Here is a 20,415-nt window from a genome sequence, read left to right on the forward strand (position 1 = left end):
AAACCAGAAAAAAAAAATACTTTTAGCCTATATAATGTCCGCATTTAAGTCGTCGAAAATAGATACACCACAAGACCACGAGCTCTTGTTGCGCTATCAGGAGTCCATGGATCTTCAGGTATTGGGCGATCTATACCAGCGACATACCGAAATGGTATATTATGTTTGCTTAAGGTATCTCCAAGACTCCGAATTGAGCAAAGATGCCGTCATGAATATCTTTGAGGAATTAATATATAAAGTCAACAAGCAAGAAATCAAAGATTTTCCAAGATGGCTCTATGTATTAAGCAAAAATCATTGTCTGATGTATTTGAGGTCTCAAAAAAACAAATCTCAAATTTCTTTGGATGAATTTGTGAAATTTCCGGGAGACCTGCATCAGTATGAACAATATGATGAAAAAGAAGAACAATTAACAGCCATGGAAGGCTGTCTGGACAAATTGCCAGAAAAACAGCAACAGTCGGTCAGACTTTTCTTTTTAGAGGAAAAATGTTACAAAGAGATCAGTGAATCTACCGGTTATAGCTTGAACGAAGTAAAGAGTTATATCCAAAATGGAAAACGGAATTTAAAAAATTGCATGGAGGCTTGGAATGAGCAACAGTAATTACGACATAGCATACTTAAAGAAATACGTCAACGGCGAACTATCTCCTACAGAGATGTACGCTCTTGAGCGTGAGGCACAGCGTGACCCCATGTTGGCGGATATGCTGATGGGTATAGAAATGGATCAAAATAAAACCGTAATTACAGCAATCAATCAGCAGATTAGCCAACGTGCAAAAAGGGATAAGGCTGCTAAAATTAAAATATTGGACTGGAAAAGACTAGCCATTGCCGCCTCAACAGTAATCGTTTTGGGAGTAGGTCTTTTACTTTTCTGGCAGCAGGAAAAAAATAGATCTGAGACAAAACGTACTGCCGACGTACACGTTACCCCGGATAAGCCAAAAACAACGGTTATGGGCGAAGATTCTACCACGGCCACGGATGATATCAAATCAAATATCGAACCGCAAGATCGTTCGCCACAATTGGCAGATAACAACAGTCCCCGTTTTCGTGAAGAACATCCACAAGAGGAGGTCGCGATTTTATCGCGCGAACCCTCCCTACGTGTAAAATCACTGGAAGAGATGGAAGGACCTCTTAATAGCGATCGTCCTGTATTTGGACTGAGACCTCAAGACAGTGCGACCGTGATTGGCTATACACCGATGGCAATGCAAAGAGAGTCCTCTCAAACGATGATGCGAGGAAGCTCGAGTTTCAATAATACACTTGCTGGCAAAGCTGCGGGGATTTCGTCAGTACAACAAGGAGGTATACCCCTTCAACTCACCGTTCGCGACAAAGAAACGGGCTTACCTCTTTCAGGAGTTACCATCATTCAACCCAATAGTAAATTGGCGACCAACACTGACGCGCAGGGACAGGCGACCATCCAACCAAGTTCGGTGGATTCACTCGTCGACATCGTGGCGCTAGGTTATAATACCGTCGCAGTGAATATGCGCCGCAGTAAAAATACCACAATCAGATTGCAGCCCTCCAGCAACTCACTGGATGAAGTCGTCGTCACCACGATGTCTTCACGCAAATCAAAAAGTGCTGAACCCGTTTGGGGCTGGAGATCATTCAACAATTATATTAAGAAAAAAACAGCCAAAAGCCGTTACGAAGGCACCGTACGCATAAGCTTCTATGTTGATAAGGGCGGATTTCCAACAAATATTAGTATTCTACAAAGTGCAAACGATTACCTGGATGCCAAAGCCAAGGAAATTATACTTTCAGGTCCCAAATGGAAAGGAGAAGATTACCGATATGTTACATTAACCTTAGAATTCACGCTGTAGATACGTACAGCATATTTCTAAACACAAAAACAGGCTAAACTTTTTAAAGCATTAATTTTTACACCAAATTAATCAGCAAAGTGATTTTGATATAAAATTATTTCCTACTTTAGCGCTATAATTATTAACCATACAGTCATTTTTTATGAAAAGTTTTTTAACTGGCCTACTCGTGCTTAGCTGTTTATACGTACAAGCACAAGATTTTTCATTCGGTAAAATAAAAAAGGAAGATTTTGCCATCCATATGGACAAAATAGACACGGCTGCAAATGCCTTTGTCTTACGTGAATATGGATCAGCTGAAGTCAACTACAACAAGAATAAAGGTTTAATTGTTGAATTTTTCAAACATGTACGCATTAAAATCTTAAACAAAGAAGCCTATAATTATGCAAACTTCAGCATTCCATTATACAAAAGCGGAACTGAGCGGGAAGTTCTTATGGACATCAAGGGGGCATCCTATCATCTTGTCGGTGACAAAATTGTAGAAACAGAGATGACCAAAGCAAATATATTTTACGAAAACTCCTCAGAAAACTATGCAGTAACGAAAGCAGCTATTCCACAGGTTCAAGAAGGTACAATTATTGAATACCGCTATCGTACGGAATCTCCATTCATCTTTAACCTGAATTCTTGGGAATTTCAGGAAGACCTTCCTAAACTTTATAGTCAGTACGTTACGCGCATTCCCGAAATCTGTCATTACAAAGCCAATCTAAAAGGAGGGCTAGCCGTCAGTAACAGAAAAGTAGAAAATTACAATACAGGTCTATATTCTGAAGTCGGAGAAATATTAGGAAGTAAAACGATCTATACCATGGAAAATATTCCAGCTTTCCATGCCGAAGATTATATGACTTCTTCCAAAAACTTTAGATCGATTATTTTCTTCGAACTCGGTCGATACAGTGTTCCAATGGGAACAACAAAAGACTTCTCGCTCACTTGGGAAAATGTCAGAGATAAACTGGTACAAAGTGAAAGCTTTGGTGGGCAGATAAAGCGAAAAGGTGCGTTGAAAGATTTTATCGACCCTATATTACAAAACGCACAAGATGACCTCGAAAAAGCGGCACGATTGTATTCCTATTTTCAAAAACAAATAAAATGGAACAATCAACATTCAATTTATGCAAAAAACATTAAAGATGCCATTGAAAAAAGAACAGGCAATAGTGCAGATATCAACCTCGGACTTGTCAATGCTTTACGCTACGCAAAATTAGAAGCGACGCCTGTGATCTTATCTACGCGTGACAATGGATATGCCGGACTTTATTCACCCGCAATATCGGAGTTCAACCACGTGATTGCACAAGTAAAAATAGGTGAAAATTACTATCTGCTGGACGCCACCTCTCCCTATGAAATGTTTGGAAATATTCCGATGAAATGTGTCAACTACCAGGGAAGATCGATTCCCCTCGAAGGTGAATCCGACTGGGTAAAACTCGATGCAAATCTTCCGTCCACTTACAGTAACTTTTTCTACGGTGAACTATCTGAAAATGGTGAACTAAAAGGGAAATGGATAACATCACGGAATGGTTATGGTGCGTCCAAAATGCGAGAGCGTCTTCAAGGAAGCAATTCGGAAGAAGAATATTACGAAAAAATAGATGAAGAAAATAATCGCATCAGAATCAACAGTTTTAAAGTATCTAACCGGGAATCACTTGATAAACCATTAACTGAGGAGTTTGAAATTGAGATTAAAAATTTTGCAACCTTGCAAAATGATCAGCTTCATTTCAATCCTTATATTGATACCAAAATGTCTAAAAATCCTTTCAATCTAACAGAGCGGAATTACCCAATTGACTTTGGTTCCTTAATTCAAGAAGAAAGCTACATGGAAATCAAATTGCCAAAAGGCTATTCCTATCCATCAGAAGGTAAGTTAAAAAATATCAGTATGGCTCTGCCTGAGCGTGCTGCTCGATATATTTTCAAAATCAATAATACAGCGCCGGATGTTCTGATTATCGAATCGGCAACACAGTTAAACAAACCCTTATTTATGCCCGAAGAATACTTTGATTTAAAAGAGTTTTTCAGCAGAATTATACAAGCAGAAAAATTGGATGTCGTACTCAAAAAAATATAATAACCCTTAACAAAAACTTCATTTTATATTGATGATAAGCTTAAATAAGGGTAGTAAATTTGAATATCAAAAAAAATAAAATGATTAAAGATTCAGATTTATTCGAACTAGAGCATACCTTCCTCGGAGAAGGTTTCGAATTAGATGGTGATGATATTATCACCGATGAAGACTAGGTCTTCACTTTTTAAGCAAGTATTATTCCCCTTATATAATCTCAAAGCCCAGACATTCTTTGCTGGGCTTTTTCTTGACATCCTCAAAATGATTGGCCAAATGAGCAAACGCGAATTTCGTGTTACAAAAGCAAACATTGGCTGCACACATGTTTTGTGAATTTTATGAGTTAATGTCCATCAAGTCCCTATACGCCGACCTTAACAAATAAATTGCTTCCGACATACGCTGCTCGTCTAAATGAGCAAAACCCAATCGCAACGCAGTAACCATCCTATTTTGATATAGACAACTGCTAGGTATTAATAATCCCTTGTCTCGTGCCTTTTCCTGTAAAACAGTCAATGAAAAAATAGGTTTGAACTGTACCCAAAAAGCCAGTCCAGCCTCCGGAACTGTGAAAGTAACCTCATCTTCAAAATAACGCCGCAACAACACCCCAAACAACGCTTTGCGCTCTGAAATTGTTTTCTGAAATTTGCGCTGATAACGAAAGATATCACCCTGATGGATAATTTCACCCAATGTTTTCTCAATCATAAAATTCGGTTTCCCGAATATATTCAGATATTTTTTCCCCTCCTCTAGCAGATCCTGAGGTGCGATCAAAAAATTCATTTGGAAGCCGGGGGCAAAGAAACTTCCGAAAGCACCAGTGTAAATCACCCGGTTGCCTGCATTTTTCCGAAAAAGCGATTCCCCTTTTGTTTTAAAAAAGGACGATTCGAAATCTACATCATCCTCAATAATAATAAAGTCATATTGCTCGGCCAGTTGTAACAGTTGAATTTTCCGCTTTTCGGAAAGGTTAACCGTCGTTGGATACTGACATCTGGAGTTGAGATAAACACATCTGATCTCGCCGGGCTTAAATTGATCGACGATCCTATCGACGATCATACCCTCCGCATCTACCGGAACGGTCTTCAGCTTGGCTCCTGCTTGACTAAATATCATATTGGGAAGAAAATAACTTAAATTCTCCACCAGCACAATATCGTCACGACGAATTAATAACCGGGATAAAATGGAAAAGATTTGCTCACGGCTGGCAATTGGCAACACGAAGTTCCGCGAAAGATGAAATCCCCTGGTCAAGTTCAAATAATAACTTAACTGGTCCCTAAAAAACAGATTCCCCTCTATAGTGGTCGGAAAGTCATCAGTTTTCTTTTTGCGTTTAACCATTGATGCGTAAAAACGGACCAGTTCCTCAGCACTAATAATACTGTAATCTGGTGTGCCATCCGTAAAATAATACTTCGCTGTAGCTTCCAACTTAGGCATATCCAATATCAGCTCCTTTCGGAAAGTATAAGGAGCAAAGTGAGGTGGTTGCCTAAATGCACCAATGGTCGATGTCGAAACGTCAATACGTTCGGGATTTTTCACAAAAGTACCTCGATTGGGTACAATGTTCACCCAGCCCTGCTCCTGCAATTCAGCCAGTGCGGCTACGATAGTCTTTCGGTGCACGTTCAATTCATCTGCAATCTTTCGGCTTCCAGGCAACAAATCTCCATCCTCCAAAAAATTTCGCTTAATGGCATTAATAAATTGATACACAATCTGTAGATAGACAGCGTCATCCTTGCGACGGTCAATCTTAATAATGGAATGAAAAGCTATACCAACCGGACTACTCATTATGTTTATTTCGGACGATCAAAGTTAAAATTTAATCTATAATCTTTGTAATCATCATAAAAAAACATCTTTAAATAGGATGTCGAAACATTACTTAGTGAGATAGAACGGATTTTATAACAAAACTGATGGATAACATGGAATCAAAACGAAAATGGACGCAGGGAGAAGTTGTCGCCCTGTACAACAAACCGTTAATGGAGCTTCTATATGAAGCTGCCACAATACATAGAAAATATCATGACCCAAATAAAGTGCAGGTATCCACATTGATTTCAATAAAAACAGGTGGATGTCCCGAAGACTGCGCTTACTGCCCACAAGCTGCACGTTACCATACACATGTAAAAGCAGAAAGCTTGATGAGTGTCGAACAGGTCAAACAGCAAGCCATGGCTGCAAAAGCTCGTGGTAGTTCTCGGATCTGCATGGGAGCCGCCTGGCGTAATGTGAAGGATGGCCATGAGTTTGACCGTGTACTTGATATGGTTCGTACCTTAAACAAACTTGACATGGAAGTCTGCTGTACACTCGGAATGTTGACCGAAAATCAGGCCCAACGGTTGTCTGAGGCCGGATTGTATGCCTACAACCACAACCTCGATTCATCTGCCAATTATTATCAGGAAATTATCTCCACCAGAAGTTACGATGATCGCCTGCAGACCATCGAAAATGTACGCAAAACAAATATCACAGTCTGTAGTGGTGGCATCATTGGGATGGGCGAAACTATCGCAGATCGTGCCAAAATGTTGATCACGCTTGCTTCACTCATCCCACAGCCCGAATCGGTGCCGATCAATGCGTTGGTGCCTGTAATGGGTACACCAATGGAGACAATGGAAACCGCATCCATCTGGGAGATGGTACGCATGGTTGCTACGGCGCGGATTTTATTGCCCAAAACCCAGGTCCGCCTATCGGCAGGACGAACCTATATGAGTAAGGAGGGACAAGCTTTATGCTTTTTCGCAGGAGCCAATTCGATTTTCTCTGGCGATAAACTACTCACCACCCCCAATCCCGACAGCAACGAAGACCTTGACCTATTTAAAACATTAGGTCTGGTCACACAGCAGCCGTTTGAGAAAAAAAGTCAGCCCCAAACCGTCACAAAAGAAATGGCAATTTATCACGATCTTGGAGAAAGACCCAAATGGTCAAGACCCGAACATACAGTTCCCCGCAACAGCGGTAAGCAGCAGAAGAAAGAATAATTTATGCTAATAAGGGGTCAGTTGTACTTTCTGTCCCTGTTTCCAAGCGCCCGGCCAGCTGAATAATTGGATTATTGTCTCCATTAGGCTTTATTGCAATATCATACCAATTACCTTGTTTTTCAATATCCAGGATCAATATAACTTCCTCGGCCGGGGCGATTTCTTTTGTTGTGGCATATTTTTTATAGTTGAGGGTTTCAACAGCTATTGTTACGCGCTGGTCACTATTGTTCTTTAGTTTCAGCTGTAATTTTCCTGTAGCTACCTGTGTCAGGGCCTTAAGCTCCGGAGCTACCGCGGCTTGTATTGCTGCTGTCCCCTTCTCCCCGGAAAATTTTCGATAAAAACCATTTGGTCCATGCAGTTCGAAAGCATAACAATCTCCTTCAAACTTTGCTAGGTCCCATTGGTATTCCAAACGATCACCGGCCTTCACCGCAAAATTCCAATTTCTATAAGTTTCACTTTCGCCTTGTTCATTACGATATTCTAGGGGACTATACACGTTAAAGGCTACGCCGGCAGTTCTTTTTCCAAAAAGCTTGTTGTCTACAGTCATCACGAGACAAAACTGCCCATCTTTCACATAGCCAACTGCATCATGCGCATAAGGCAAATTTAAGGATTTACGAATCCCACGCTCCTGTATACGGTCAAATTCTGGGATCCAGACCTTTCTCTTCGCAAGTTCAGGATCTTTGACCTCAACAAAGCCTCGCGGATGATCTTTGAACTGCGCATGGTATATCGTTTCAATGTGCTGATTGCGGTCTAGGAAAGTGATCTGCTCTTTTTGCTGTGTAAAAGGTGTAAAGGCTGCAGTCAAATTACCACAGATCGTTCGACGCCATGCACTGATGTTTTCCAAATGCATATTCTTGTTCAGCTTTTTATTGAAGAAGTATTCCAAAAACTGCAAAGTAGATGTATGATCAAATACCTGAGAACACACCTTACCTCCCCGCGACCAGGGCGAAACAATATACATGGGCACACGAAAACCTAAACCCACAGCTCCTTCACGCGCTTGCTTTTTAGATATCCCCTGCTTCAGCTCATTGGCTAAACGTACCATTTCCACCTCCGTATCAATACCAGCAGAGCATGCCCCGGTGTCTTTTTTAGTCAAATCAGGAACAACAAATGGCTTTACGTGATCATAATAACCATCGTTTTCATCATAGGTAATGATAAAAATTGTTTTTTTCCAGATTTCAGGTTTTTTCGTTAAAATTTCCAAAACTTCTGATACATACCAAGCTCCGTACCAGGGAGCACTCGGATGATCCGAAAAATTTTGCGGACCAGCCAGCCAGGATACGGCTGGCAATCTACCGGTATCAACATCATTCCGGAATTGATAAAGAACGTCCCCTTTCGGAACTTCCAGCGTCCCCTTTTTTCCTTTCCACTTAAAATTCAAGGACTCAAGCGACCTGTAATTATTGTCGCCCTTGTTTACCGTAAAAGCTCTTTCATTCAATGATTTAGCAAAATCACTTAACGTTTTATAATTTTCCCGATTATATTCTTTGAGTTCCTTCTCGGCTCGTTCCAATACCTCGCTTTTTTTACGAATATCAGCGCGTATCTTTATCGCTTGTTCCTCAGAAGAAGGAGACTTCTCCTCCAACTTGGAAATCTGCATGGGCAAATCCCGAACCTGAGTTTCCAGATTTATGATATAGTTTTCCTTAAATTTAACGTGATAAGCTTGAAAGAACTCTAATAAATTACATCCGAAATTTGACAACCATGCCCTTTCTTTTCCAGCAAATCCTCCGCCACAACTTGTCTCATTTTGATAAAAACGCCAGGTAATTCCATTTTTCTCAAGCAATTCCGGGAAAGTTTCCCAAGTCATTTTACCGTACGCAAAATCGTCGTTCCTAATATTTGCCTTTTGCAAGCCATCTTTCATTTCTGTAATCTTCCCCGTCCAGAAAAACGAACGGTTCGGCGTGGTGCTGGTCATGCCCGAGCAAAAATTCTGATCACATACTGTAAAAGCATCTGCTAAGGCATAATGAAAGGGCAAATCTTCACGAGTAAAATACCCCAATGTTAAGGGCATAGCCGCATATTGTTTATTTCCTGATTGCTTCGATAACAGCCAATGATCGTAACGACCTTGGTTAAAGGCATCCACCTGACTTGCACGACTATGTGGAAGAGAACCCATCCAGGTCACTTTACTTTCCTTCAGGTTTAATCGGAAAGGAGCATACGTTTTTCCCTCTTTATCCATTTGATACCACACGGGTAAACCGTTCGGTAAGCGGATTGACCGTGGATCATTGAAACCCCGAACTCCAGAAAGCGTCCCAAGCGTATGATCGAAAGATCGATTTTCCTGCATAAGGATAACGATATGCTCGGCATCCAAAAATGTACTTCCCATCTCAGGATCTATTGCAAAGGCTCTTTGGATTGAACCAGGCATAAAACTGACAATTCCTGCTGCTCCCGAGAATAGCAAAGTTTTTCTCAGAAACTCTCTTCTGCTTTCCATAATACTTATTTATAATTTCGATTTGAATCTACTTAGATTTCCTTTTGTTTCACATTTCTTCGTGTAAATCTTATGTTACCAACATAATTACGAACAAAACATCTCTTTGATTGAATGACAAAAATTTGTTTATTTTTACGAAAAGACAACAGATATAAATATGGTAGACATTTTGCTGCTCGAAGACGACAAGGTACTCTCGAAAGAGATCCGATCTTTTCTATTAAGCCAGGGCTTTACCTGTGATCAAGCTTTTGATGGAATTGATTTCTTGGCCAAAACACACCAGAAAAAATATAGTTTTTATCTATTAGATATCAATGTCCCCAAAATCAATGGATTGGAAATCTGTAAAAAGATAAGAAGCCATGACGCCTTTACACCAATTATTATTCTCTCGGCATACGATGATATAGATGATAAAAAGGAGGCATTTCTTCGGGCAGCCGATGATTACCTGGTCAAACCGTTCGTCTTAGATGAATTGCTGATGCGCATCTATTCCCTATTACGTCGGCAACAACATAGCGAAAGCAATGAAACAAAAACATTGGTAGTCGATGATCTGATCATTTATCCTGATGAGGCCCGTGTATTACGTGCAAATGAAGAAATTAATCTTACTCAAAAAGAATTTCAACTGCTGCTTATCCTGGCACAGGCAAAGGGTCGTACCTTGTCCAAGCAACATATATCGGAGGAAGTGTGGCAAAATCAATTTCAGACAACACAGAATACAATTGAAGTCTATATCAACTTTTTACGTAAGAAGATCGATAAAAACTTTGAAAATAAACTGATCCATACAAGACCTGGCTTTGGTTATTACCTATCGGCAGAAAAATGAATTTAAAGAAGAAAATAGCGATTAGCTTTAGTATTGCATTCTCCGTCCTTTTTGGTATGGCGATGTTGATTATCTACTATGCTAGTTTCGATTTTCGGAAAGATCAATTTCGCCAGCGACTGATTGATAAATTAGACAATATTTCCCATTATATCGCCAGTAACCCCTATTTCAACCGCCAGTCATACAAAAACTATTTTCACGATGACGAAGATGGCCTTTTCTATGAAGATGTTATCATCCTCGACAAAAACAAACAGTTAGTCTTTAGCACTGTTAAGGACCAAACCGTTACATGGAGCGCATCAATTGTTAATAGGCTCGATCAGGAAAAGCAAATCTTCTACAACCAGGACCAATATGAGACATTTGCCAAATATTATCGCATTAACGGATCGCCCTACTATATTATCGTAAAAGCACAGGATTATTCCGGAAATGAAAAAATGGACCACCTAGCGCTTGTCCTCACGATATTATTTGTGCTTAGTGCAGCTTTAGTGTGGGTATTCAGCTATAATCTGATCCAACGCCTGTTGATTCCGCTCGATAAATTAAAAGACAATATTACGCAGATTAATGCCAGTAGACTCACCAAACCTGTTGATTACACAGGAAATACCGACGAAATTACTGTACTAACCCGGGCATTTAATACGATGTTATTACGCCTTTCTACTGCTTTCGAATCGCAGAAAGAATTCAATTCCAGTGCTTCCCACGAATTACGAACACCACTTGCACGAATGTCTTTTCAACTTGAAAATCTGTACCATCAGAACCAGTTAAGCGAAGAGGTGAGGCAGGTATTACGTAACATATCCAAAGAAACATTGCACCTCTCAGAAGTCACAGATTCGCTTATGCTCCTTTCAAAATTTGATTCGGAGAGTTTAAAAATGACTTATAAAGAAGAGCGAATCGATGAAATTATATTTACGGCCTATGAAAAAGTAGCCAAAGTATTTCCCGACCTTCAGCTGGATTTTTCAATTAGCGGAACTGACGACCCCAAACTCAGCATTTTTTGTTCTGCCCAATTGATTGAAATCGCTTTTGTAAATTTATTTAAGAATGCTGCGCTCTACTCAGACAACAGGGAGGTGAAAGTCACAATGCTAGAATCAGCACAAGAACTAAAAGTGCTTGTTAGTAATACGGGGCCAGCTTTGAGTACCAGCGACCAAAAGCGAATTTTTGATGCATTTAGCCGCGGAGAAAATGCGAGTGAGACAACAGGATCTGGATTGGGACTGCGCATTGTTCAACGCATCATGGAATCGCATCATGCGACAATTGAATATCAAGCGGACCGAAAACAATCTACGCATACTTTTGTATTACTATTTAAATTGTTTCTCAACCAAGAAGGTTAGTTGAAAAAAATCCTCCAAATTACCTAGAAGCCCATTAGGCAATAAGCACATACATTTATTAACCGATGCTTTAGGCTTCTTCCCTACCTGAAAAACATGCTTTTTTAAGCTTTTTTTAAGCATTTATTAAGGGGTCTTTAATGTTCGACCAGTTATTTTGTTACATCAGTTTTGAAACATATGACAAAGAAACCTTTAATATTTTTATTGCTTTTCAATGGTATGGCATTTGCCCAGCAGAGACCACCGCAAACAGATCATGTGCGTATGGATGAAAGTACACTTATAAAAAAGCAAGGCGATATCGCCGGACAGCAAATGACGCTTCGAGAATGCGAAGCAGCATTTGTAAAGAGCAATCTTTCTCTACTCGCCCAACAATATGACATCAGCCAGGCTGAGGCAGACGTCATACAAGCTAAAATATGGGATCTGCCACAGCTTGAAATGAATGTTAACGCCTATGATCCACAGAACAAAAAGGTATTCCACGTCGGTCCTTCTAAAGAAGCGAGTATATCGCAATTAATTTATCTCGGTGGAAAAAAGAAAAATCAAGTAGAATTCGCCAAATCGAATGTCGAACTTGCCAAGTTACAATTTAGTCAATTGCTGGCAAGTCTCCATGCACAGCTCCGTACAACCTTTTACTCCCTCTACTTTGAACAGCATAAATTAGCGGATATCAAAATTCAGCTTGACTATCTAAATAATCTACTAACGGCATACAAAGAACAAGGTAAGAAAGGAAACATTTCATTAAAAGATCAAGTTCGCCTTCAAACAATGGCTATCGATCTCAATAACGAAAAAACAAATGCGATTAACAATAGCATTGACTTACAACAACAATTACGTGTACTCATCTCCAGTCAGGAAGACGTACTACCGAAATTAACCGATCAAGAAGCGGATCAGGTACTTGCCGTAAAACCAACAATGCCTTTGGACAAAATCTATCAATTGGCGCTGGAAAACAATGCTGATTATCAATTTGCGTTAAAAACTTCGGAAAGCGCACAATTATTTACAACATGGCAACAATCGCTAAATACACCTGATATCAATCTTGGGCTTGCCTATAGTCAAAACTCAGGTGCTTTTCGCAATGAAATCAACTTAACAGCAGCAATTCCACTCCCGCTATGGAAACAAAATAAAGGAAATGTAATCAAGGCAAAATATGCCGAAGAAGAAGCAAAGAAGAATATTGAAGTCCAACGGCAGCAGCTCGAATCACAGATCCGATCCAATTACCTGTCTTGGCAAAACCAATACAATCAGTATTTTACCATTACACCTGACGACCTCCACGACATCGCGGTCGTCTACGACGGCGTATTCAATAATTTCAGAAAAGGTAACATCTCCCTGGTGGAATTCACTGATTTTATGGATAGCTACCGCATATCCATGCTGAAGCTATATGATATGAAAAAGGAAATTATTCTCAATGCCGAACAATTAAACTACCTGGCGCAAACTTCTATATTCAATTCAACTCATGTCAACTAAAAAACTTCTCACAGCCACAGTAGCAGTAGTGCTACTCTACTCTTGCAAAAATCATAAAGAAACGGATAATACCGCCGTTGTCAAAGGTTTCGAAATGAGCGAAACGATGCTAAAATCGACCAGTTTTGCAACCGTCAAAAAAGAAAATGTGAGCGAAGAACTCAATTTCTTTGGTAAAATATCTGCTGATCAGAACAATTACATCGATATCTTCCCACTCGTTGGCGGTAATGTGGTCTCCGTGAATGTATCCTTAGGCGATTATGTACACAAAGGTCAGGTATTGGCCACAATCAGAAGTACGGAAGTCGCCGGTATACAAAAGGATCTTTCGGATGCCAAAACCGATGTATTGCTCGCAGAAAAAAACTACCGTGTAGCGGAAGACATGTACACAGGTAAACTGAGTACAGATAAGGACATGCTGGAAGCAAAAGGACAATTAACTAAAGCCAAAGAGCAGCTCCGCCGCTCAGAAGCCGTCAGTCAGATCTATAATGTCCGACGCGGCAATATATATTCGGTGGTATCCCCAATCGATGGATATATCGTACAAAAAAATATCAATAAGGACATGCAACTGCGGAGTGACCGAAGCGACAACATCTTCGATGTGGCCAATACAAAAGATGTATGGGCGATTTTGAATGTCAACGAAACAGATATTGAAAAGATTAGTATGGGCATGCCTGCCGTGGTGTCAACGCTGAGTTATCCGGACAAAAAATTTCAAGGTAGTATCGACAAAATTTTTAAGATTATCGACCCGCAAACCAATTCTATGCAGGCCCGTGTCGTACTCGACAATAAAGATGGACTACTTATTCCAGATAGTAAGGCCACAATTAAAGTAGCACATCGATCCAATACACAGGCGCTAGCTGTTCCTTCGGACGCAGTCATTTTCGATCAAAACAAATATTTCGTGTTGGTTTACAAATCTCAAAATGACATCAAGATTCGTGAAATCCTGCCGATTAAGCAAAACGAAGAAACATCCTATATAACTACTGGATTACAGGAAGGAGAGAAAGTTGTTGTAAACAATAAACTTTTGATTTATAGAGCACTGAATAATTAATCCGTTTTAGCATTTACACTAATGAACAAATTCATTAAAAATATCATTGCCTTTTCCATAAAGAATAAAGCTTTTACCTTTATTTGGGTGGGTATTTTGGCTATTTCTGGTTTTATCAGTTTTAAAAGTATGCCTATTGAGGCATTTCCGGATGTTACAAATACACAGATAACTATCATTACCCAATGGAATGGTCGGAGTGCAGAGGAAGTCGAACGTTTTGTGACTACACCGATTGAATTGGGTATGAGCCCGGTACAAAAGAAAACGAGTATACGCAGCACGACCATGTTTGGCCTCTCCATTGTCAAAATCATCTTTGATGATGGTGTCGACGATACTTTTGCCCGCAACCAAGTCAATAACCTCTTGCGGTCTGTGAGCCTGCCAGACGATGTCGATCCCGATGTACAGCCCCCTTACGGTCCTACAGGAGAGATTTTCCGCTATACTTTACACAGCGATCAACGCAATTCACGCGACCTCCTTACTTTACAGACATGGGTCATTGACCGGGCGCTGCGGGGTGTCCCCGGCGTAGCCGATATCAATGTTTTTGGCGGACAAGATTTGGTTTACGAAATCAGTACGGACCCTATAAAACTTGACAAATTTAATCTGACACCTTTACAGGTATTTGATGCCGTGAGCAAAAGTAACCTGAATGTCGGTGGAGATGTCATCGAAAAAAGCGGTCAATCCTATGTAGTACGCGGTATTGGTCTAGTCAACTCAATCAATGACATCGAAAATATCACCGTAATCAATCAAAAGGGAAATCCTGTATTCGTCAAGAATGTGGCTGAAGTGAGAGAAAGCGCGATGCCTCGCGTGGGTCAAGCCGGTTTTGGAAAGAATGATGATGTGGTAGCAGGAACCATCGTGATGCGCAAAGGTGAAAATCCAAGAGAGGTATTGACTGCTGTAAAAGCAAAAATAGATGAGCTTAACAACAAAATCCTCCCCAAGGACGTCAAGATGCAAACTTTTTATGACCGTGACAACCTCATGGATTTCACGACACATACCGTTATGCATAACTTGATCGAAGGTATTGTGCTTGTCACCTTGATGGTACTGCTCTTTATGGCAGACTGGCGCACCACAGTTATTGTTTCCATTATCATACCACTCGCCTTACTTTTTGCTTTTCTATGCCTTAAACTAGCCGGAATGAGTGCCAATCTGCTTTCTTTGGGCGCGGTAGACTTCGGTATTATTATCGACGGTGCCGTGGTTATGGTGGAAGGGATATTTGTCATGCTGGACCATAAGGCACACAAACTTGGCATGGAAAAATTCAACAAGATGGCCAAAGCTGGCTGGATCAAACAGACAGGAACGGGATTGGGAAAAGCCATCTTTTTTTCCAAACTGATTATCATTACCTCATTGATTCCTATTTTTTCCTTCCAGAAGGTAGAGGGAAAGATGTTTGCGCCACTAGCCTTCACCCTAGGTTTTGCCTTATTGGGAGCGCTGCTTTTTACCTTAACGCTCGTTCCAGCTTTATCACATATTCTGCTCAATAAAAATGTGCGGGAGCGCCACAATCCTTTTGTGGAATTCTGGAATAGCGTCGTCGCTAAAGGATTTGGTTTCACGTTTAGAAACAAACGTCTGAGCATGATCCTCGCAATTACTTTATTGGCGGTAGTCTTGTTTTCAGCAAAATTTTTAGGAACAGAATTTTTACCGACATTAAACGAAGGATCCCTTTGGGTTACTGCCGAGATGCCTATGAGTACTTCTTTACGTGAATCGGTTAAAACAACCAAACTATTAAAAAGTACGTTGGAAACCTTCCCTGAGGTCACTGGTGTACTCTCCCAAACTGGACGGAGCAACGATGGTACAGATCCTAACGGGTTTGGTTTTGTTCAGTTTGCTGTAGCGCTAAAACCCAAAGAAGAATGGACACGCAAGATCACTATGGATCAGCTGATTGATGAAATGGACCACAAACTCAAACAATACCAGGGCATTACTTACAACTACTCACAGCCTATTTCGGATAATGTTGCTGAGGCTGTTGCTGGTTTTAAAGCTGAAAACGGAATCAAGATTTTTGGTGACGACCTAACAACTTTAGACCATCTTGCAAAAGAAGTTTATGCACAAATAAAAGGTATACAAGGAATTAAAGATCCAGGTATTATTCTCAATATTGGCCAGCCCGAAGTGAGTGTGGTATTGGATCGAACCCGTATGGCAGCGTTTAACGTTTTGCCGGCCGATGCACAGGCGGTGCTCGAAATGGCATTCGGAGGAAAAACAGCCTCAATCTTGTACGATGGCGAACGGAAATTCAATATCCGCCTGCGCTACGCTCCCGAATACCGTAAAACAGAAAAAGACATTGCGCAGCTGATGGTTCCCTGTGGTGATGGCACATTGATTCCGTTGAAAAGTATCGCGACCATTGAAAAAGATAACGGTGCTGCTTTTATCTATCGCGACAACATCAAACGCTATATCGGTATTAAATTTTCCATCCGTGACCGTGATTTAGGAAGCACCATTGCAGAAGCACAACAAAAGGTTAGTAAAATTAAGCTTCCGGAAGGGTATTCCATTGGCTGGACTGGGCAATTTGAAAATCAGCAACGTGCTACACACCGTTTAGCTCAGGTGGTTCCGATCAGTCTGGTTGTTATCTTCTTCTTACTGTTCATTTTGTTTGGTAACATCAAAGACTCTTTGCTCGTATTAGCAAACGTTCCTTTTGCACTGATTGGCGGAATTATAGCTTTGCACGTTACAGGTATGAATTTTGGGATATCAGCAGGCGTAGGCATGATTGCATTATTCGGTATATGTATTCAGAATGGAGTTATCCTGATTTCAGAATTTCATCAGAATAAGAAAGATGGACTACCGAATGACCAATCGATCTATAAAGGTGTAAAATCGCGAACAAGACCTGTGGTTATGACAGCATTGATGGCTTCTATAGGACTCTTACCAGCTGCACTATCTACGGGTATCGGTTCGGAATCACAAAAACCACTGGCGATCGTGATCATCGGCGGACTAATCTCAGCAACCATATTGACCTTGCTGGTTTTTCCGATCATCTATGATATCTTCAATAGAAAAGAAAAGATTCAGCAAACAATAGCCGAATAGTGTTGTCTATAGCTTATATACAATTTATCAAATTAATGAACACCATCAATACTGCGCTAAGCGATAACAACCCATGCCAATTGCATAGGCAGTATCGATGTAACAATTGTATCTCTTGCGGCTTTTAAATTTAAAAAGCGATAAAAAGCCCTTAATTTTGCAATAAATTACCTTCCTTAAAACAATTTGTGTGTTAAGGATCAAAACAAATAATATATTTATGACTATTCTCACATTTACAATCATCCTTCTCTTAGGTGCTTATGTAGCAGGGTTATTAGGATCGCTGACAGGCTTAGGGGGTGGGGTCGTTGTGATACCTTTATTAACACTCTTCTTTCATGTTGATATTCGCTATGCCATTGGAGCAGCCCTGCTTGCTTCAATCGCCACTTCTTCTGGTGCTGCAACAGCTTATGTCAAGGAAGGCATTACCAATATCCGGCTAGGTATGTTTTTAGAAATCGCTACCACCATTGGGGCGGTCATTGGCGCTGTTATCGCCATTTATATGCCGACCAATACCATCGCCATAATCTTTGGTTTTGTACTGATCTTCTCTGCAGCGATGACTGTACGTAAGAAAAATGAGCACGCGCACGCTGGCGGTTCCCCGTTAGCTGAAAAACTGAAGCTAAACAGTACCTATCCAGTTGAGGGGAAATTAATCCCCTACAAGCTAACCAATATTGTGGGAGGTTTTTCATTGATGGGTGTGGCGGGCGTTATCTCCGGTTTATTGGGGATCGGTTCCGGATCCCTTAAAGTACTTGCAATGGATAGCATGATGAAAATTCCATTTAAAGTCAGTACAACAACGAGTAACTTTATGATCGGTGTTACCGCAGCAGCTTCTGCAGTGGTGTATCTGCAAAGAGGTTATATGGATCCCGGTATTGCATTTCCGGTAATTTTAGGCGTATTAGGCGGCGCCATTACAGGATCTAAGCTCCTAAAACGTATGAATCCAAAGACTTTACGTATCATTTTCGCTGTCGCCATAACATTCGTGGCCTTAGAGATGATTTTCAACGGATTCCAGCATAAATTTTAAAAAACATACGTTACGCAATTAGCATAATAATAGTGTAAGATCCTTCACCTATAGGAAGAAGGAAAACAAATAATCAAAATGAAACACGTATTTTCCAAAAATTATTGGGGAGACAAAGATATCTCGCTACTCGTCGGACAAATTTTACGAACAGGAGTTGTTATCGCTTCTTCCATTCTCATCCTGGGCGGCATCCTTTACCTCATCGTTCATGGACAAGAAACTGTACCGAATTACAGCGATTTTGTCGGTGAGGGAAACTCCAATACCACAATTACCGGAATCATTACTGGCGCATTGAGCCGAAATGTTCCCCAAATCATACAGCTCGGTGTCCTCTTATTAATTTTCACTCCTATTGTACGGGTGATTGGTTCACTATTTGGATTTGTAATCGAAAAGGACAAGCTTTATATCATCATTACATTGATCGTATTAGCTGTCATTATAGGAAGTATTCTTAGCGGCGTCAAGGGATAATAATCGCCTTATCTCTTGGCGCGCAGCCAAGAAGATTTCTCCAGCACATATTCAAAGTTCTTCCTTTCAGGTTCATTTATGTAGCTCACGGTCCGCTCCGCGACTTTGATTGCCCCCAAGCGTTCCACAGCCTTCTGCGAACGATAATTCTCTGCACCAACGTGCATAAAAATGCTGTCTACAAAATTGAAAGCAAAGTCAAACATCATCTCTTTTACCAAAGGATTAATGCCCACCCCCCAATAAGCGCGCGCATAAAAGGTAAATCCAACAAAAATTGATTGCCCAACCTGGTCAAGCCCATAATACCGTGTACTGCCAATGCATGCATGATTCTTCTTATCATAGATCAAATAAGCTGATTTACTTGCCAAAGCAGCCTCAAAAAATTGGCGGAAAACATCTTCTTTCCAACGGTCTTTATTGGGATGTTGTTCCCAGATCAGCGGGTCCTTGGCAACTTGGTATAGCGCCTCGAAATCCGATGGGTCCATGATCCTCAATAAAACATGATCATTTTCGAGCGTGTTGGGGGCGACAAACTTCATGCGGCACAGTGCTAGTTTAGTAATCGAAATATTTCAATTTATACAGAATATACCAATTAATGATGAAATTAGCTAAATTAAGGGGCCAGCAAGACAAATATTACATAGAAATGTAGATCTAACAAAAATTTTATTCAAATATGAAGCTAAGCTAGTGCAACTTAACCGTAATCTAATGTAGGTGTTGATAGGAATCTTAGCGCATCTAAAATTAGCTTTACAAAATTTTGTATTTTACAGCCAAATGGAACAATTTAGAGAATTTGTAAAACAACGTATTGATGTCACAGAGGACGAACTGAATGACATCGTTTCACGTTATCAAGTCAAAAAAATAAAGAAAAAAGAGTACTTTCTACGCGCCGGTGAAATCTGCCATCATGAAGCATATGTGGTGAGCGGTCTATTTAAATCATTCTATATCACTGCCGACGGGATAGAACATATTCTACAATTTGCGATTGAAGATTGGTGGATTGGTGATATTGCGAGCTTCAACTATCAGGAGCCGGCACTACAAAACATCCAGGCGCTAGAAAACGCTGTTGTGCTTACCCTCTCAAAAAAAGATAAAGACAAACTGTACAAAGACCATCCAATCTTTGAAAAACTTTCTAGGATAATGGCACAGCGTGCACAGGTAGCATCCCAACATCGCATCATTTCGAGTATCGGATTTACTGCTCAGGAGAGATATCTTGATTTTATCAAGCGGTACCCCAAAATCTACCCTAGGATTTCAAATATGCAATTAGCATCCTATCTCGGCGTCACACAGGAGTTTCTTAGTCGCCTAAAAAGACAGCTCTTGAAGCCTAATCGAAATTCTTGACCTACATCAA

The 20,415-nt window shown here is 40.5% G+C and carries 15 protein-coding genes; 12 read left to right on the forward strand and 3 right to left on the reverse strand.

Going from position 1 to position 20,415, the window contains the following annotated elements; genetic code table 11:
- Positions 1-34: 34 nt before the first annotated feature.
- The 3 genes from VXM68_RS00910 (at position 35) to VXM68_RS00920 (ending at position 3,984) form a co-directional block, all read left to right on the forward strand.
- A complete protein-coding gene (locus tag VXM68_RS00910) occupies positions 35-613 on the forward strand; it encodes a sigma-70 family RNA polymerase sigma factor (protein ID WP_209578931.1) in 579 nt (192 codons plus the stop codon).
- The gene (locus VXM68_RS00915; protein ID WP_312331203.1) at positions 600-1,868 is read left to right on the forward strand and encodes a TonB family protein; all 1,269 of its coding nucleotides are present in this window, start codon (positions 600-602) and stop codon (positions 1,866-1,868) included. The genes VXM68_RS00910 and VXM68_RS00915 overlap by 14 nt, the downstream gene beginning before the upstream one ends.
- 145 nt (positions 1,869-2,013) lie before the next feature.
- The gene (locus VXM68_RS00920; protein WP_367210186.1) at positions 2,014-3,984 is read left to right on the forward strand and encodes a transglutaminase domain-containing protein; all 1,971 of its coding nucleotides are present in this window, start codon (positions 2,014-2,016) and stop codon (positions 3,982-3,984) included.
- A 339-nt stretch (positions 3,985-4,323) separates the two neighbouring features.
- Here VXM68_RS00920 and VXM68_RS00925 read toward each other — a convergent pair whose 3' ends face one another.
- Positions 4,324-5,808, reverse strand: a complete 1,485-nt coding sequence (locus VXM68_RS00925) for a PLP-dependent aminotransferase family protein (protein WP_367210187.1) — start codon at positions 5,806-5,808, stop codon at positions 4,324-4,326.
- A 128-nt stretch (positions 5,809-5,936) separates the two neighbouring features.
- Here VXM68_RS00925 and bioB point away from each other — a divergent pair, with 128 nt between their 5' ends.
- A complete protein-coding gene (bioB, locus tag VXM68_RS00930; protein ID WP_367210188.1) occupies positions 5,937-7,028 on the forward strand; it encodes a biotin synthase BioB in 1,092 nt (363 codons plus the stop codon).
- Position 7,029: 1 nt separating this feature from the next.
- On the opposite strand, the gene VXM68_RS00935 is transcribed toward bioB, so the two are convergent.
- Positions 7,030-9,543, reverse strand: a complete 2,514-nt coding sequence (locus tag VXM68_RS00935) for a phosphocholine-specific phospholipase C (RefSeq protein ID WP_367210189.1) — start codon at positions 9,541-9,543, stop codon at positions 7,030-7,032.
- Positions 9,544-9,703: 160 nt separating this feature from the next.
- On the opposite strand from VXM68_RS00935, the gene VXM68_RS00940 reads away from it, so the two are divergent.
- The 7 genes from VXM68_RS00940 (at position 9,704) to VXM68_RS00970 (ending at position 19,025) form a co-directional block, all read left to right on the forward strand.
- Positions 9,704-10,390, forward strand: coding sequence for a response regulator transcription factor (locus tag VXM68_RS00940; protein WP_294187363.1), 687 nt, complete (start codon positions 9,704-9,706; stop codon positions 10,388-10,390).
- Positions 10,387-11,766, forward strand: coding sequence for an ATP-binding protein (locus tag VXM68_RS00945; RefSeq protein ID WP_367210190.1), 1,380 nt, complete (start codon positions 10,387-10,389; stop codon positions 11,764-11,766). The genes VXM68_RS00940 and VXM68_RS00945 overlap by 4 nt, the downstream gene beginning before the upstream one ends.
- A gap of 180 nt (positions 11,767-11,946) precedes the next feature.
- A complete protein-coding gene (locus VXM68_RS00950) occupies positions 11,947-13,281 on the forward strand; it encodes a TolC family protein (RefSeq protein WP_294187367.1) in 1,335 nt (444 codons plus the stop codon).
- Positions 13,271-14,362 (forward strand): efflux RND transporter periplasmic adaptor subunit, encoded by a 1,092-nt coding sequence (locus VXM68_RS00955; protein WP_367210191.1) that lies wholly within the window; start codon positions 13,271-13,273, stop codon positions 14,360-14,362. The genes VXM68_RS00950 and VXM68_RS00955 overlap by 11 nt, the downstream gene beginning before the upstream one ends.
- Positions 14,363-14,383: 21 nt before the next feature.
- Positions 14,384-17,491 (forward strand): CusA/CzcA family heavy metal efflux RND transporter, encoded by a 3,108-nt coding sequence (locus tag VXM68_RS00960; RefSeq protein ID WP_294347707.1) that lies wholly within the window; start codon positions 14,384-14,386, stop codon positions 17,489-17,491.
- Between the two features lie 220 nt (positions 17,492-17,711).
- Positions 17,712-18,545, forward strand: a complete 834-nt coding sequence (locus VXM68_RS00965) for a sulfite exporter TauE/SafE family protein (protein WP_293956546.1) — start codon at positions 17,712-17,714, stop codon at positions 18,543-18,545.
- Positions 18,546-18,623: 78 nt separating this feature from the next.
- The gene (locus tag VXM68_RS00970; RefSeq protein WP_293956547.1) at positions 18,624-19,025 is read left to right on the forward strand and encodes a DUF1634 domain-containing protein; all 402 of its coding nucleotides are present in this window, start codon (positions 18,624-18,626) and stop codon (positions 19,023-19,025) included.
- An 8-nt stretch (positions 19,026-19,033) separates the two neighbouring features.
- On the opposite strand, the gene VXM68_RS00975 is transcribed toward VXM68_RS00970, so the two are convergent.
- Complete coding sequence (locus VXM68_RS00975) at positions 19,034-19,573, reverse strand: GNAT family N-acetyltransferase (RefSeq protein ID WP_294347709.1); 540 nt, start codon at positions 19,571-19,573, stop codon at positions 19,034-19,036.
- A 244-nt stretch (positions 19,574-19,817) separates the two neighbouring features.
- On the opposite strand from VXM68_RS00975, the gene VXM68_RS00980 reads away from it, so the two are divergent.
- Complete coding sequence (locus tag VXM68_RS00980; RefSeq protein WP_293956550.1) at positions 19,818-20,405, forward strand: Crp/Fnr family transcriptional regulator; 588 nt, start codon at positions 19,818-19,820, stop codon at positions 20,403-20,405.
- Positions 20,406-20,415 lie beyond the last annotated feature (10 nt).

This window comes from Sphingobacterium sp. R2 (genome assembly GCF_040760075.1).
GTDB lineage: Bacteria > Bacteroidota > Bacteroidia > Sphingobacteriales > Sphingobacteriaceae > Sphingobacterium.